This window comes from Actinopolymorpha sp. B11F2 (assembly GCF_040195635.1).
In the GTDB taxonomy this organism is placed as follows: domain Bacteria; phylum Actinomycetota; class Actinomycetes; order Propionibacteriales; family Actinopolymorphaceae; genus Thermasporomyces.
In genome coordinates this window covers 72,999-86,998 of sequence record NZ_JBEFTX010000005.1, presented here as the reverse complement: position 1 = coordinate 86,998, position 14,000 = coordinate 72,999, and the positions used below count along the sequence as shown (strand labels likewise).

The following is a 14,000-nucleotide window of genomic DNA, read 5'->3' as shown; positions in this document are numbered from 1 at the left end:
CGCTCGGGGCCGTCGGGCGAGCCATCGGTACGACTGCGGAATTGAGGCGGAGGCCTGCGATGACCAGTGACCTGATCTGGGGTACGAATCCAGCCCAGCCTGACCAGTCGAAGGTCGACGACCGCGCACCCACGGTCGCGCGGATGATCCTCGACCGGATCGCGAGCACGCCCGAGGTGGAGGCCTACCGATACCCGGTCGGTGACCGTTGGGAGTCCGCGACCTGGCAGCAGACCGGTGACCGCGTACGGCGGCTGGCCGCCGGCCTCATCGCGCTCGGCATCGAGCCGGAGGAACGGGTGGCGATCGCCGCCGCCACGAGCTACGAGTGGATCCTGGCCGACTTCGCGATCATGTGTGCCGGCGCCGCGACGACGACCATCTATCCCACGACCACCTCCAGCGAGGTGGCGTACATCCTCGGCGACTCGCGCAGCCGGATCGTCTTCGCCGAGAACGACGAGCAGGTCAAGAAAGTTCGCGAGCATCGCTCGAAACTGTCCGAGCTGACCATGATCGTGACCTTCGCCGGGAGTGCCGACGAGGCCGACGACGTGATCACCCTCGCCGAACTGGAGGAGCGCGGCAAGGACTACCTCGCCGAGCACCCCACCGCGATCGACGAGGCTGCCGCCGCGATCGGTCCGGACAGCCTGGCGACGTTGATTTACACGTCCGGAACGACCGGCAAGCCCAAGGGGGTCCGGCTGACCCACGACTGCTGGACCTATGAGGGCGCCGCAGTCGACGCCGTGCAGATCCTGCGCCCTGACGATCTGCAGTACCTCTGGCTTCCCCTTGCCCATTCGTTCGGCAAGGTGCTCTTGACAGCGCAGCTGCAGATCGGGTTCCCGACGGCGGTCGACGGCCGGGTCGACAAGATCATCGAGAACCTCGCCGTCGTCCGCCCGACCTTCGTGGGCGCCGCACCACGGATCTTCGAGAAGGCCCATGGCCGGATCGTGTCGACGGTGGAGCAGGAGGGCGGTATCAAGGCCAAGCTCTTCGCCTGGGCGTTCGACGTCGGCCGCAAGGTGTCGGCGCTGCGCCAGCAGGGCAAAGAGCCCTCGGGACTGCTCGCCGTGCAGTACACACTGGCCGACCGACTGGTGTTCAGCAAGATCCAGCAACGCTTCGGTGGGCGGCTGCGCTTCTTCGTCTCCGGCGCGGCCGCGTTGAGCCGCGACATCGCGGAGTGGTTCCACGCGGCGGGCATCCTCATCGTGGAGGGCTACGGCCTGACCGAGACCAGTGCGGCGACGTGTGTCAACCTGCCGGGCAGGTTCAAGTTCGGCACGGTCGGGCCGGCATTCCCGGGAACCCAGCTGCGCATCGCCCACGACGGCGAGGTTCTGGTCAAGGGGCCGGGCGTGATGCGGGGTTACCACAACATGCCGGAGCTGTCCGACGAGGTTCTCGACGCCGACGGCTGGTTCCACACCGGAGACATCGGCCAGCTCGAGGAGGGCGGGGTCCTTCGCATCACCGACCGCAAGAAGGACCTGTTCAAGACCTCTGGCGGGAAGTACATCGCGCCCCAGCTCATCGAGGCGGCGTTCAAGGCGTTCTGCCCCTATGCCAGCCAGATCGTCGTCCATGGAGAGAACCGCAACTTCACCTCAGCGCTGGTGACCCTCGATCCCGACGCGATCGTTGGCTGGGCGGCCGAGAACGGGCTCGAAGGGCGGGCGTACGCCGAGATCGTCGGCTCGGACGCCGCGCGGGCGATGGTGCAGGGCTACATCGACCAACTCAACGCCAAGCTCAACCGGTGGGAGACCATCAAGCAGTTCGCGATCCTCGACCATGACCTCACCGTCGAGGACGGCGAGATGACGCCGAGCCTGAAGCTTCGCCGCAAGGCCGTCGAGACCCGCTACGCCGAGATCCTCGACTCCTTCTACGCCTGAGGCCCGGCTCCTCCTGAGGTCCGCCAGTCCCGCCGTCGCCGTAGGCGGGAATGATCACACATACGTGATCATTCTCCACAATGCGCGGCAAATTCGGCATGCATCGTGGGGACTTGGCGTGCATCGTCCAGGCTGCCGGCCGCACCAAGGGCCGCCAAAATGCGGACGACGGACAATGGGTGGGTGCCTTCCACATTGCCCGACGGCGATCCGGCTCCCGCGGACGGAGCTCTTCCGGGGCCAGCCCTCGCGGAGATCGCCGCGCGACCGTTCGGGATCTACGTTCACGTGCCGTTCTGCGCGACCCGGTGCGGTTACTGCGATTTCAACACCTACACGGCCGACGAGCTCGGAACGGCGCCCGGTGCCTCCCGCACGTCGTACGCCGACGCGGCGATCAACGAGGTCCGGCTTGCCCGCAAGGTCCTCGGTGATGCCGACGTTCTCGTCTCGACCGTCTTCGTGGGAGGCGGCACGCCGACCCTCCTCCCGCCGGAGGACCTCGGCCGGGTCCTGCGGAGCGTCGACGCCGAGTTCGGCCTCGCCCCCGACGCCGAGGTGACGACCGAAGCCAACCCCGAGTCGGTCGACGATTCTTCCCTCGAACGCCTGGGTACGCAGGGATTCACCCGGATCTCGTTCGGCATGCAGAGTGCCCGTCCACACGTGCTCGCGACGCTCGACCGGCAGCACACACCCGGCCGCCCAGAAGAATGCGTCTCCGACGCACGGGCCGCGGGATTCGCACACGTCAACCTCGACCTCATCTACGGCACGCCGGGCGAGAGTGACGACGACTGGCAAGCCAGCCTTGACGCGGCCGTCGCCGCCGGTGCCGACCACATCTCGGCGTACTCCCTCATCATCGAAGAGGGCACCCGGATGGCCGGCCAGATCCGCCGTGGTGTGCTCGCCGCCACGGACGATGACGTCCTGGCCGACCGCTACCTGCAAGCCGACGAAACCCTCAGCAGGGCAGGCTTCTCGTGGTACGAGGTGTCGAACTGGGCCCGGTCTGACGACGCCCGCTGCCGCCACAATCTCCTCTACTGGACCGGCGGCAACTGGTGGGGCGTCGGTCCCGGCGCGCACAGCCACGTCGGCGGGGTCCGCTGGTGGAACGTCAAGCATCCCTTGACATACGCCGAACGCCTCGCCGCCGCCGCGAGCCCCGCGCACGCCCGCGAAACCCTCGACCCGGCCGACCGGAGGGTCGAACGGATCATGCTGGAACTCCGCCTCGCAGCCGGCCTCGCCCTCGACGTCCTCGGACCAGAAGGCGTCGAGACCGCCCAGCGAGCGGCCGCTGACGACCTGCTGGAGGCCTCAGCTCTGGCCGCCGGTCGCGCCGTGCTCACCAGTCGAGGTCGCCTCCTTGCCGACGCGGTCGTACGCGATCTGCTGGGGTGGAGCACAGAGCCGGCCCGCACCTGACGACCGCACCTGACGACCGCCCCCGGCGACGTGCCCGGTTTCGGCGCGGTGATCACGAAGCAGCGTCCGCCGGACCGCCCACGGTCACGAAGTCGATGAGCTGCTCCACCGGACCCAACAGTGCCGGCTCGAGGTCGCGGTAGGTCCGGACACCTCCCAGGATCCGTCGCCAGGCCTGCGCGATGTCCGCCTGCTCGGCGTGCGGCCACCCCAGTGCCGCGCAGATCCCGTGCTTCCAGGGTGTCGCCCGCGGAATCCGTGGCCAGGCGTCGAGCCCCAGCCGCTCTGGGCGTACGGCCTGCCAGATGTCCACGAACGGATGCCCGACGACGAGCACGTACGCACCGAACGGCCCGGCCGCCACCTCCGCGGCGATCCGGCTCTCCTTGCTGCCAGGCACCAGGTGGTCGACGAGCACGCCGAGCCGCTGGTCGGCATCGGGCGCGAACTCGGTGACCACACTCGCGAGGTCGTCGACTCCTTCGAGGTACTCCACCGCGACGCCTTCGATCCGCAGGTCGTCGCCCCAGACCTTCTCGACCAACTCGGCGTCGTGGCGGCCCTCGACGTAGATCCGGCTCGCCCGGGCGACGCGGGCCCGCGCACCCGAGACCGCGATCGACCCTGACGCCGTGCGCCGTGGTCCACCCGCCGCCGAGGCTCCCGTGGCCGGCGGACGCAGAACGACCGGCCGCCCTTCCAGCAGGAACCCGGGCCCGTACGGATAGCTTCGCCGGGCGCCGAACCGGTCCTCGAGCACCACGAGTGTGCGTTCGATGCCGACGACCGCGCCGCAGAAGCCGGTCGTCGCGTCCTCGACCACCATGTCGGGCTCGACGGCGACGTCGACCGAGCGCCCGCGCTTCGGCGCCCGCCAGTCGCTCTCGAGAACGTCAGGTCCGTAACGGTCAGCGGGAGGTGAGGATCCGGCCATGGAGAGCGAGGGTAGCCGCCTCACACGAGCGGCAGTGTCCGCCGTCCGCGAGTGTCGCGCAGTTGTGTGTACCCCCGCCGGATCGCCTCGGCCAAAGCCTCCCGCGACCATGGCCACTCGGCTGCCTCCCACGCCCGCTCGATCGGCACCCGTTCCTCGACCAGGCGGCGGATCGTCCCGGCGACGCCCACGAGGTCGCCGCGCTGCTCCCCGACGTACGCATGGTCCACGACAGCGCCATGCCCGGGCACGACCGCTGTCCGCGTCGTCAACAGTCCCGCCACCACGTCGAGCGTCGCACCCCACTCGAGCGGGTACGAGTCGTCGCCGTACGACGGCGGGCCGGACTCCTCGACGAGATCTCCCACGTAGACCACGTCGGCGTCGGGAACCCGGACCACGACGTCGCCGTCGGTGTGGCCGCGTCCCGGATGCACGAGCTCCACCACCCGGTCGCCGAGATCGGCCATCGCGACCGACGCGAAGGTCCGTCCCGGCGGCACCACCTCCAGTGCGGCCATCTCCGTGGCCCATTCTGCGGACCGCGCCGAGAGCTCGGCACGCACGCCGTCGGCCCGCGCCTCGAGCCTCGCGGGCACGGACTCGTGGCCGTAGATCACCGCGTCGGCGAACCGGGCGTTGCCGAAGCAGTGATCGAAGTGCCAGTGGGTGTCGACCACCCAGCGCACCGGCGCGCGGGAGAGGCGACGCAGGTCAGCGCGCAACTCGTCGGCTTCGCCCAGGCTTGCCCGGGTGTCGACCACCAGGATGCCGTCGGCACCCACGACCGCCCCGATCGTGAGGTCGTACGACGGGTAGCGGCGGGCGAAGCAGCGCGGCCCGACCTCGGTCCATCCGTGCGTGTTCGTGTCCACGATCCACAGCCTCGCATCCGCTCAGGACGCACATTCGGGGCCTCTCCCCGTAGACTGGCACTCGGGTTCGGGGAGTGCCAGGCACATGCCGCTGCCCCACCCTCAGGTCAACCGTGACGCGAGGAGGTGCGGGCTCCATGCTCGACGAACGGAAGCTGGCCGTCCTCCGCGCCATCGTCGAGGACTACGTGCACACCGAGGAGCCGGTCGGTTCCAAGGCGCTTGTCGACCGGCACCACCTGGGCGTTTCCTCCGCGACGGTCCGCAACGACATGGCCGCGCTGGAGGACGAGGGCTACATCGCCCAGCCGCACACGAGCGCGGGCCGGATCCCGACGGACAAGGGCTACCGGCTGTTCGTCGACCGGCTGAGCACGATCAAGCCGATGTCTGGCGCGGAGCGCAGGGCGATCTCGACGTTCCTCGAGGGCGCGGTCGATCTGGACGATGTCGTCAACCGGACCGTACGCCTGCTCTCCCAGCTCACCCGCCAGGTCGCGGTCGTGCAGTACCCCACCTTGTCCCGGTCGACCGTCCGCCATGTCGAGTTGGTGCTGCTGTCCACCACCCGGCTGCTGATCGTGCTCATCACCAGCACGGGCCGGGTCGAGCAGCGTGTCGTCGACGTCGGCAAGGCCCCTGAAGACGCGCTGCTGGGCGATGTCCGGGCCCGCCTCAACGCTGCGGTCATGGGGGCGCGGCTCGCCGAGGTGCAGTCGCTCGTGGTCGACCTGCCTGAGGCGTTCGCGCCCGACGACCAGCCGATCGTCGCCAGCATCGTGTCGGCGTTCCTCGAGACCCTCGTCGAACGCCCGGAGGAACGCATCGCGGTCAGTGGCACCGCCAACCTCATCCCGCTCGGGCACGAGTTCCACTCCTCGATCCGGCCGGTACTCGAGGCGCTGGAGGAGCACGTCGTGCTGTTGCGGCTCCTCGGCGAGTCGACCGCTCCCTCCCGCCTCACGGTCCGGATCGGCCATGAGAACCCCTACGCTGAGCTGGCCGCGGCCTCCGTTGTCGCGACCGGCTATGGTCCTGGGGACGAGACACTCGCCCACCTGGGTGTCGTCGGACCCACCCGGATGGACTATCCGGGCACGATGGGTGCGGTCCGGGCGGTCGCCAGATATGTCAGTCAGATCCTCGCTGAGGAATAGCTTCTCAATGAGGCAGCGGGGTCTTAAGGAAGATGAGTCTCGAGGGAATGAGTCAGTGCAAGAGGCCACCCACAGCATGAGCCAGGACTATTACGAACTCCTCGGAGTCGGGCGCGACGCGTCCGCGGAGGAGATCAAGAAGGCCTACCGCCGGCTGGCGCGCACCCTGCACCCTGACGTCAACCCGGATCCGGAGACCCACGAGCGTTTCAAGGAGGTCACCCGCGCCTACGAGGTCCTGTCGGACCCGAAGAAGCGTGAGGTCTACGACCTGGGGGGCGATCCGCTCGGTGCGGCTGGACAAGGTGCGGGATTCGGGCAGGGTTTCTCGTTCACGGACATCATGGACGCGTTCTTCGGCGGCACGACCGCCCGCGGGCCGCGACCCCGGACCCGCCGTGGCCAGGACGCGCTCCTGCGCCTCTCGGTCGATCTGGCCGAGGCGGTGTACGGCGCCGTCAAGGAGGTCCAGGTCGACACGGCCGTCGTCTGCGGGAGCTGTTCGGGCAGGGGCGCCGCCCCAGGCACGACACCCACCAGCTGCTCGGTCTGCGAGGGTCGCGGCGAGATCAGCTCCGTCCAACGGTCCTTCCTCGGCCAGGTCATGACGAGCCGGCCGTGCCCCCGCTGCCAGGGGTTCGGCACGATCATCCCCAACCCGTGCCCTGAGTGCGCGGGGGAGGGCCGGGTGCTGTCCCGGCGTACCCTCGCCGTCCGGATCCCCGCCGGCGTCGACGACGGCACCCGGATCCAGCTGGCCGGCCAGGGTGAGGTGGGCCCCGGCGGCGGTCCCGCCGGCGACCTGTATGTCGAGATCCAGGTCGCCCCGCACGAGGTGTGGACCCGGCGCGCCGCCGACCTGCACTGCTCGGTGACGCTGCCCATGACGGCCGCGGCGCTCGGCACGACGATCTCGCTGGAGACGCTCGACAACGACACCGTCGAGGTCGACGTCAAGCCTGGCACGCAGTCCGGGCAGCGCCTGGTCGTCACCGGTCGAGGCGTACCTCATCTGTCCGGTTCGCATCGCGGTGACCTGGTCGTCCACGTCGTCGTGGAGACGCCGACGAAGCTCGACGCGGCACAGCGGGACCTGCTCACCGAGCTCGCCAGGCTAAGGGACGAGGAGAAGGCGACCGGCCAGTTCTCGTCCGAACGCCGAGGCGTCTTCTCGCGGATCCGGGACGCCTTCAACGACAGGGGTGTCTGAGCCGCCGTGGCACAACGATCATCCGACTGTGTGTTCTGCGGCATCGTCGCCGGCACGATCCCCTCGACCCAGGTCCGTGAGACGGACCGGACCCTCGCCTTCCGCGACGTGAGCCCCCAGGCACCCGTCCACGTTCTGGTCGTTCCCAAGGACCACTACGCCGACGTGGCCGAAGTCGTGGCTGCCGCTCCCCACCTGCTCCGGCTGCTGCTCGAGGAGTGTGTGGCGGTCGCCAGGGACGAAGGGATCGCCGACGACGGCTACCGGATCGCGCTCAACACCGGCGAGCAGGGTGGTCAGGCGGTCGCGCACTGCCACGCCCACGTTCTCGGGGGACGGCAGATGGCCGGTCAGCTGGGCTAGAAGAGCGCCCGTCGGCGGCGGGAGCCCGGGCCGTTGGCGGCGGGAGCCCGGGCCGTTGGCGGCGGAAGATCGCGTCGGATCGCCCCGGATCGGGAAAGTACGGAAGAAATACCCGTCCGCATCCGGTCCCGCGCGGGCTACCATGACTGTCGATTCACCGGCCAGGAGCCGGGTGTCAGCACGTTGGGACTACGGAGGAGAGGGCCGACCAAGGCCGCCCATGGGCAAGATCACCCCGTCACAGACCAAGATCGTCGTACCGTCGAGCATCTCCATGGTGAGCCTGCTCGGGCCGCGTGATGAGTTCCTCCGGGTCGCTGAGAAGGAGTTCGACGCCGAGATCCACGTCCGCGGCAACGAGATCACCGTGGTCGCGGAGCCTGATGAGCGGATCCTCGTCGAGCAGCTGTTCGACGAGCTGGTCGCCGTCGTCCGCTCCGGCCACGGCCTCACCTCCGACGCGGTCGAACGCAGCATCGCGATGCTCCGGGCCCGCGAGTCCGAACGCCCGGCCGACGTCCTGACGCTCAACATCCTGTCCAACCGCGGCAAGACGATCCGGCCGAAGACGCTCGGCCAGAAGCACTACGTCGACGCGATCGACGAGCACACCGTGGTGTTCTCGGTCGGTCCGGCCGGAACCGGCAAGACCTACCTCGCGATGGCGAAGGCGGTCCAGGCGCTACAGGCCAAGCAGGTCAACCGGATCATCCTCACCCGGCCGGCGGTCGAGGCGGGGGAGCGGCTCGGGTTCCTGCCGGGCACGCTGTCGGAGAAGATCGACCCGTACCTCCGGCCGCTCTACGACGCGCTGCACGACATGATCGACCCAGACTCGATCCCGCGGCTGCTCACAGCCGGGACGATCGAGGTCGCGCCCCTGGCATACATGCGGGGAAGGACGCTTAACGACGCGTTCATCATCCTCGACGAGGCGCAGAACACCTCGCCGGAGCAGATGAAGATGTTCCTCACCAGGCTCGGGTTCGGATCGAAGATGGTCGTCACCGGCGACATCACCCAGATCGACCTGCCGGGAGGCGGCACCTACTCCGGGCTGAAGGTGGTGCGGGAGATCCTGACCGGTCTCGACGACGTGCACTTCTGCTCGCTGACCAGCCAGGATGTCGTACGCCACAAGCTGGTCGGACGGATCGTCGCGGCCTACGACGCCTACGAAGGGCGCTCCGACTCCGACACCGGGGCGCGCCCGGTCGACGTACGCCGGCGGAAGCCCGGACCTCTGCGGCCCTGAGGGGACCTGGACGGACCCGTGCTGACGAACCCAGCCGACGAACGCGAGCTGAGGCGACGACCTGACGACCGGAGGAAACCGTGCGGGCCCGCGAGCCGTCTCTTCCCCACCAGAACGTCGTTTCGAAACCCCACCCGAGGCACTGCGTGAACCTTCCATGAGCATCGACATCGCCAACGAGTCCGGCATCGACGTCAACGAACGCGAGCTCGCCCGGCTGGCCCGGTTCGCCCTCGACCGGATGCGGGTGCACCCCCAGGCCGAGCTGTCGGTCGTCCTCGTCGACGAGAAGACGATGGCCGAGCATCACCTGCGCTGGATGGACGAGCCGGGCCCGACCGACGTGCTGGCGTTCCCGATGGACGAGCTCCGTCCGGGCCGAGAGGGCGAGGATCCGCCGCAGGGCCTGCTCGGTGATGTCGTCCTCTGTCCGCAGGTGGCCGACCGGCAGGCCAAGGATGCCGGACACTCGCGAGAGGATGAGCTCCACCTGCTCACGGTGCACGGCATCCTGCACCTGCTCGGCTATGACCACGGCGAGCCGGAGGAGCATCGGGAGATGTTCGCGTTGCAGGCGCGGTTGCTCGGCGAGTGGCAGCCACTGCGGCAGGGGGCGGGCCGCTGATGGACGATCGCGCCCCTGGACGTGAGGCCCGATGAACGGTTGCGCTGATGGACGGTGACCGCTGATGGACTGTGACCCGGAACGACGGCGGCGCTGATGGGTGGCGACACGGTTCTTCTCGTCCTCGCGGCCGTCCTGGTCTTCGTCGCGGGCGTTTTGGCCGCTGCCGAGGCCGCCCTCTCGACGTTCTCCAAGTCACGTGCCGACGGTCTCGTCGCGGCCGGGCGGCGGGGCGGTGAGCGGGTCCGCATGCTCGTGGAGGACAGCGCGCCCTACCTCAACACCGCACTGTTCCTCCGCCTCGCCTGTGAGCTGACCGCGACGATCCTCGTGGCAGAGGTGGTCATCGGCATGGTCCAACCGACGTGGGCGGCGGTTCTGACGGCGGCCGGCGTGATGATCGTCGTGTCGTACGTCGTCGTCGGCGTCGCACCACGCACGCTCGGCCGCCAGCACGCCAACCGGGTCGCCCTGGTCACCTCGGCGTTGCTGATCGGGCTGACGCGGGTGCTGGGGCCGCTGCCGAAGCTCCTGATCCTGCTCGGTAACGCGCTGACACCGGGGAAGGGCTTTCGTGAGGGGCCGTTCGCCACCGAGGCCGAGCTCCGTGAGCTGGTCGACATCGCCGAGGCCAGCCGGGTGATCGAGTCGGGCGAGCGGGAGATGATCCACTCGGTGTTCGAGCTGGGCGACACGATCGTCCGCGAGGTGATGGTCCCCCGGACCGACATCGTCGTCATCGAACGCCACAAGACCCTGCGCCAGCTGATGTCCCTGGCGCTGCGCAGCGGTTTCTCCCGGATCCCGGTGATCGGGGAGAACCTCGACGACATCGTGGGGGTCGCCTACCTCAAGGACGTGACCCAACGGGTCTACGACAACCGCCAGGCCGAAACCACCGAACGCGTGGAGCAGGTGATGCGGCCGCCGGCGTTCGTTCCTGATTCGAAGCCGGTCGACGGGCTGCTCCGCGAGATGCAGCAGCAGCGGACGCACCTGTCCATCGTGCTGGACGAGTACGGCGGCACGGCGGGGCTGGTGACGATCGAGGACATCCTCGAGGAGATCGTGGGCGAGATCACCGACGAGTACGACGTCGAGCCGCGCGCGGTGGAGCGCCTGGGCAGCGGCGCGGTGCGGGTCAGCTCGAGGCTACCGATCCACGAGCTGGGGGAGCTGTTCGACCTGGAGCTGGACGACGAGGACGTCGACAGCGTGGGCGGCCTGATGGCCAAGCACCTCGACAAGGTGCCCATCCCGGGCGCCAAGGTGACCGTCGACGGCCTCCGCCTGCTCGCCGAGGGGCCGGTGGGTCGGCGTAACCGCATCCCGACGATCCTCGTCACCCGGGTCGACGAAACCGAACGCGCGGCCGCCGCCGAGCGGTCGGAGGCCACCTGACGACTGGCGTACGACTCCGCCGGCAGGTCAGGCCGGCTCGACCTCCGGAGCGCCCGGGAGCGCGACGGTGACGACGAGACCACCATCGGGCCGTGGTCGGGCGACGACGTCACCGCCGTGCGCATGGGCGATGGATCGGACGATGGAGAGCCCGAGGCCGGCCCCCTTGGCGGTGACGAGGCGGTCGGTTCCGAGCCTGCGAAACGGTTCGAACAGCTGGGGGATGTCGTACGGCGGGATGACGTCGCCGCTGTTGCTGACCACGACCTCGACCCAGCCGTCGGGGTGCCGCCGGCTGGCGACGTCGACGAATCCCCCCTCGGTGAGGTTGTGTCGGATCCCGTTGTCGACGAGATTCTGGACGAGGCGTTCGAGCAGCACCGGGTCGCCGGCCGTGGGAGCTTCGGCTGCTTTGTCGCGCAGGACGATGCCCTGCTCGCGCGCGGCGCCGCTCGCGTGCGCGGTCACGTGGATCACCACGTCGGCGAGATCGACGGGGGTCCGTTCGACGACGTCGTTCTCGGAGCGCGCGAGCAGCAGGAGCCCGTTGATGAGCCGCTCGTGCCGGGTGTTGATCTCCAGGAGGGTCTCGCCGAGCTGTTGGACGTCGGGCGAGGCGTTCTTGCGGTGTATCGCCACCTCGACGAGGGCACGGTTGAGGGTCAGAGGTGTCCGCAGCTCGTGGGAGGCGTTCGCGACGAAGTGCCGCTGCCCGTCGAAGGACTTGTCAAGGCGTTCGACCATGGTGTCGAAGGTGTCGGCGAGTTCCTTCACCTCGTCGTCCGCGCCGCGGAGGGCGATGCGTTCGTGCAGGCTCCGGTCGGCGGCCTTGGCGTCGGCGATCCGCCGGGCGGTCTCGGTGACCCGGTGCAGCGGCGCGAGGACCCTTCCGGCGATCAACCAGCCGAACCCGGCGGCGGCGGAGCCGACCAGGCCGAGCGCGATTGCCCCCTGCGTGAGCAGTGACGTCAGCGTGGCGCGCCGGAGTTCGGCCTGCTTGGTCGCGACGTAGCGGGAGGCTTCGCTCGCGGTGAGCAGGTCGCCCTCACTGGTCCGGATGAACGCCTCGTCCGGCAGTCGAGTCCCCGGACCGGTGACGCGAGCGGTGAAGAGATGCGTCGCCTCCGGCATCCGCTGGCTGACGAGAACGTAGGTCACGGCCAGCAGGACGAGTCCAGCGGCGAAGAAAAGGCCGCCGTAGAGCAGCGTCAGCCGCAGCCGGAGTGTCGGGCGCAGCCAGCGCCGACGCCCGGCTGGGCGTGGGGCGTCCGCGCGTGGCGTGGCCGGGCGAGCGAGGCTGTGCGGGTCTGTCATGGGATTCGGTACCCCACTCCGGCGACGGTCTCGACCACAGGTGGGTTGCCGAGCTTGCGGCGGAGCTTGAGGACCGTGATGCGTACGGCGGAGGTGAAGGGGTCGGCGTGTTCGTCCCACACCTTCTCCAGCAGGTCCTCGGCGGAGACCACGGCTCCGTCGGCGCGAAGAAGCTCGGCGAGGACACCGAACTCCTTCCTCGACAAGGAGAGGTAGCGTCCGTCCCGGAAAACCTGTCGGCGTGCGGGGTCAAGGGCGATGCCGGCGCGTTGCAGCAGCGGGGGAGCCGCCGGGCGGGTACGCCTGCCGAGGGCGAGCACGCGGGCGGCCAGTTCGGGGAACGCGAACGGCTTGGAAAGATAGTCGTCGGCGCCGAGCGTCAGCCCGGCCACGCGGTCGCCGATCTCGGCGGCGGCGGTGAGCATGAGGACCCGCGCGCTCGCGTCGGACTCCACGAGGGTCCGGCACACGTCGTCGCCGTGGACGATCGGCAGGTCCCGGTCGAGGACCACCACGTCATAGTCGTGGACGGCGAGCCGCTCCAGCGCCGCATCGCCGTCGAGTGCCACGTCGACGGCGTGCGCGTCACCGCGGAGCCACTCCGCGATCGCTTCCGCGAGCAGGCGTTCGTCCTCCACCACCAGTACCCGCATCGTCGCCCCTTTTGTCCGCGTTCCTTGCCCATGATGCCGCCCCTGCGGGCCGCCTGGCCCGACTCGATGGTGACTCACCCGGTATTTCCTCGCCGTTAACGGGTCCGGAAACGCCGCGGAAACCGCCGTCGGAGTGGACTGGCCGTCCAATGGGGCCGGCAATCCGCTGGCCGTACGGACGAGGGGAGTGATCATGCGAGGTCGAGTGCCTGGGCGACCCGCGCTGGGAGCGGTGATCGTGCTGCTTCTGCTGCTGGTCGTGGCCGGCTGTGCCGGCACAGGGGGTGGCTCGGGCGATGACACCGCTCGCGTCGCCTCCGCCGACGACGGTGCCTCGGATGCGGGAGCGGCCGACACCGGTGGCGCCAGCGGCGAGGACGGAGCCGGGATGAGTAAGGAGGAGCGGGAGGAAAAGGCGCTGAAGTTCGCCCAGTGCATGCGTGAGAACGGCGTCCCGATGGACGACCCGGATTCGAGCGGGCGGGTGCAGATCCGCGTCAACGGCGACGATGTCGACCGCGAGACGGTCGAGCAGGCCCAGCAGGCGTGCCAGAAGTACGCCCCGTTCGGCAAGGAGGGTCCGCGGCAGGACCCGAAGATGGCGGAGAACATGCGCAAGTTCGCGCAGTGCATGCGGGACAACGGCGTACCGGACTTCCCCGACCCTGACGGCGGCAGGATGATGCTGGACAAGTCGATCGCCGGCGATCCTGACTTCAAGGCCGCGCAGGAGACCTGTGGCGAGAAGTTCCTGCCGAACCGTACGGGAGCGCCAGGTGGTTCCCAGTGAGCGGCACGACGGCAAGGGACGCCGCGACGCAGGGGCCACACGCACCGCAGAGCCCACAGACACCACAGACACCGCAGAC

The 14,000-nt window shown here is 69.3% G+C and carries 13 protein-coding genes; 9 read left to right on the top strand and 4 right to left on the bottom strand.

Annotation, left to right across the window (positions count from 1 at the left end):
• Window positions 1-59 precede the first annotated feature (59 nt).
• Both ABN034_RS11295 and hemW read left to right on the top strand, forming a co-directional pair.
• The gene (locus ABN034_RS11295; protein WP_349690945.1) at window positions 60-1,910 is read left to right on the top strand and encodes an AMP-dependent synthetase/ligase; all 1,851 of its coding nucleotides are present in this window, start codon (window positions 60-62) and stop codon (window positions 1,908-1,910) included.
• Window positions 1,911-2,093: 183 nt separating this feature from the next.
• Window positions 2,094-3,344, top strand: a complete 1,251-nt coding sequence (gene hemW / locus ABN034_RS11290) for a radical SAM family heme chaperone HemW (protein ID WP_349690944.1) — start codon at window positions 2,094-2,096, stop codon at window positions 3,342-3,344.
• Window positions 3,345-3,396: 52 nt separating this feature from the next.
• On the opposite strand, the gene ABN034_RS11285 is transcribed toward hemW, so the two are convergent.
• On the bottom strand, window positions 3,397-4,278 hold the full coding sequence (locus ABN034_RS11285) for a DUF3097 domain-containing protein (RefSeq protein ID WP_349690943.1): 882 nt from the start codon (window positions 4,276-4,278) through the stop codon (window positions 3,397-3,399).
• A gap of 20 nt (window positions 4,279-4,298) precedes the next feature.
• Entirely contained in the window at window positions 4,299-5,153 is an 855-nt protein-coding gene (locus tag ABN034_RS11280; RefSeq protein ID WP_349690942.1) for an MBL fold metallo-hydrolase, read from the bottom strand.
• 137 nt (window positions 5,154-5,290) lie between these two features.
• Between ABN034_RS11280 and hrcA the strand changes: the two genes are divergently transcribed.
• The 6 genes from hrcA to ABN034_RS11250 all read left to right on the top strand — a co-directional run bounded on the left by hrcA (window position 5,291) and on the right by ABN034_RS11250 (window position 11,164).
• Window positions 5,291-6,310, top strand: a complete 1,020-nt coding sequence (gene hrcA / locus ABN034_RS11275; protein ID WP_349690941.1) for a heat-inducible transcriptional repressor HrcA — start codon at window positions 5,291-5,293, stop codon at window positions 6,308-6,310.
• A 76-nt stretch (window positions 6,311-6,386) separates the two neighbouring features.
• Window positions 6,387-7,520, top strand: coding sequence for a molecular chaperone DnaJ (gene dnaJ, locus ABN034_RS11270; protein ID WP_349690940.1), 1,134 nt, complete (start codon window positions 6,387-6,389; stop codon window positions 7,518-7,520).
• A 6-nt stretch (window positions 7,521-7,526) separates the two neighbouring features.
• A complete protein-coding gene (locus ABN034_RS11265) occupies window positions 7,527-7,883 on the top strand; it encodes a histidine triad nucleotide-binding protein (RefSeq protein WP_349690939.1) in 357 nt (118 codons plus the stop codon).
• Window positions 7,884-8,103: 220 nt separating this feature from the next.
• Window positions 8,104-9,138, top strand: a complete 1,035-nt coding sequence (locus tag ABN034_RS11260; protein ID WP_349690938.1) for a PhoH family protein — start codon at window positions 8,104-8,106, stop codon at window positions 9,136-9,138.
• 157 nt (window positions 9,139-9,295) lie between these two features.
• On the top strand, window positions 9,296-9,763 hold the full coding sequence (gene ybeY / locus ABN034_RS11255; protein ID WP_349327642.1) for an rRNA maturation RNase YbeY: 468 nt from the start codon (window positions 9,296-9,298) through the stop codon (window positions 9,761-9,763).
• A gap of 96 nt (window positions 9,764-9,859) precedes the next feature.
• The gene (locus ABN034_RS11250; RefSeq protein WP_502879009.1) at window positions 9,860-11,164 is read left to right on the top strand and encodes a hemolysin family protein; all 1,305 of its coding nucleotides are present in this window, start codon (window positions 9,860-9,862) and stop codon (window positions 11,162-11,164) included.
• 27 nt (window positions 11,165-11,191) lie between these two features.
• On the opposite strand, the gene ABN034_RS11245 is transcribed toward ABN034_RS11250, so the two are convergent.
• Window positions 11,192-12,478: a sensor histidine kinase gene (locus tag ABN034_RS11245; RefSeq protein WP_349690937.1), complete on the bottom strand. Its 1,287-nt coding sequence runs from the start codon at window positions 12,476-12,478 to the stop codon at window positions 11,192-11,194.
• Entirely contained in the window at window positions 12,475-13,131 is a 657-nt protein-coding gene (locus ABN034_RS11240; protein ID WP_349327646.1) for a response regulator transcription factor, read from the bottom strand. The genes ABN034_RS11245 and ABN034_RS11240 overlap by 4 nt, the downstream gene beginning before the upstream one ends.
• A 193-nt stretch (window positions 13,132-13,324) precedes the next feature.
• Between ABN034_RS11240 and ABN034_RS11235 the strand changes: the two genes are divergently transcribed.
• Entirely contained in the window at window positions 13,325-13,921 is a 597-nt protein-coding gene (locus tag ABN034_RS11235) for a hypothetical protein (RefSeq protein WP_349690936.1), read from the top strand.
• Window positions 13,922-14,000 lie beyond the last annotated feature (79 nt).

Excerpts from the sequence above, each read along its gene's own strand:
- ABN034_RS11235 (WP_349690936.1), top strand. The coding sequence starts at position 13,325 with ATGCGAGGTCGAGTGCCTGGGCGACCCGCGCTGGGAGCGGTGATCGTG.
- hrcA (WP_349690941.1), top strand. The coding sequence starts at position 5,291 with ATGCTCGACGAACGGAAGCTGGCCGTCCTCCGCGCCATCGTCGAGGAC.
- ABN034_RS11260 (WP_349690938.1), top strand. The coding sequence starts at position 8,104 with ATGGGCAAGATCACCCCGTCACAGACCAAGATCGTCGTACCGTCGAGC.
- ABN034_RS11240 (WP_349327646.1), bottom strand. The coding sequence starts at position 13,131 with ATGCGGGTACTGGTGGTGGAGGACGAACGCCTGCTCGCGGAAGCGATC.
- dnaJ (WP_349690940.1), top strand. The coding sequence starts at position 6,387 with ATGAGCCAGGACTATTACGAACTCCTCGGAGTCGGGCGCGACGCGTCC.
- ABN034_RS11245 (WP_349690937.1), bottom strand. The coding sequence starts at position 12,478 with ATGACAGACCCGCACAGCCTCGCTCGCCCGGCCACGCCACGCGCGGAC.
- ABN034_RS11285 (WP_349690943.1), bottom strand. The coding sequence starts at position 4,278 with ATGGCCGGATCCTCACCTCCCGCTGACCGTTACGGACCTGACGTTCTC.
- ABN034_RS11250 (WP_502879009.1), top strand. The coding sequence starts at position 9,860 with ATGGGTGGCGACACGGTTCTTCTCGTCCTCGCGGCCGTCCTGGTCTTC.
- ybeY (WP_349327642.1), top strand. The coding sequence starts at position 9,296 with ATGAGCATCGACATCGCCAACGAGTCCGGCATCGACGTCAACGAACGC.
- ABN034_RS11295 (WP_349690945.1), top strand. The coding sequence starts at position 60 with ATGACCAGTGACCTGATCTGGGGTACGAATCCAGCCCAGCCTGACCAG.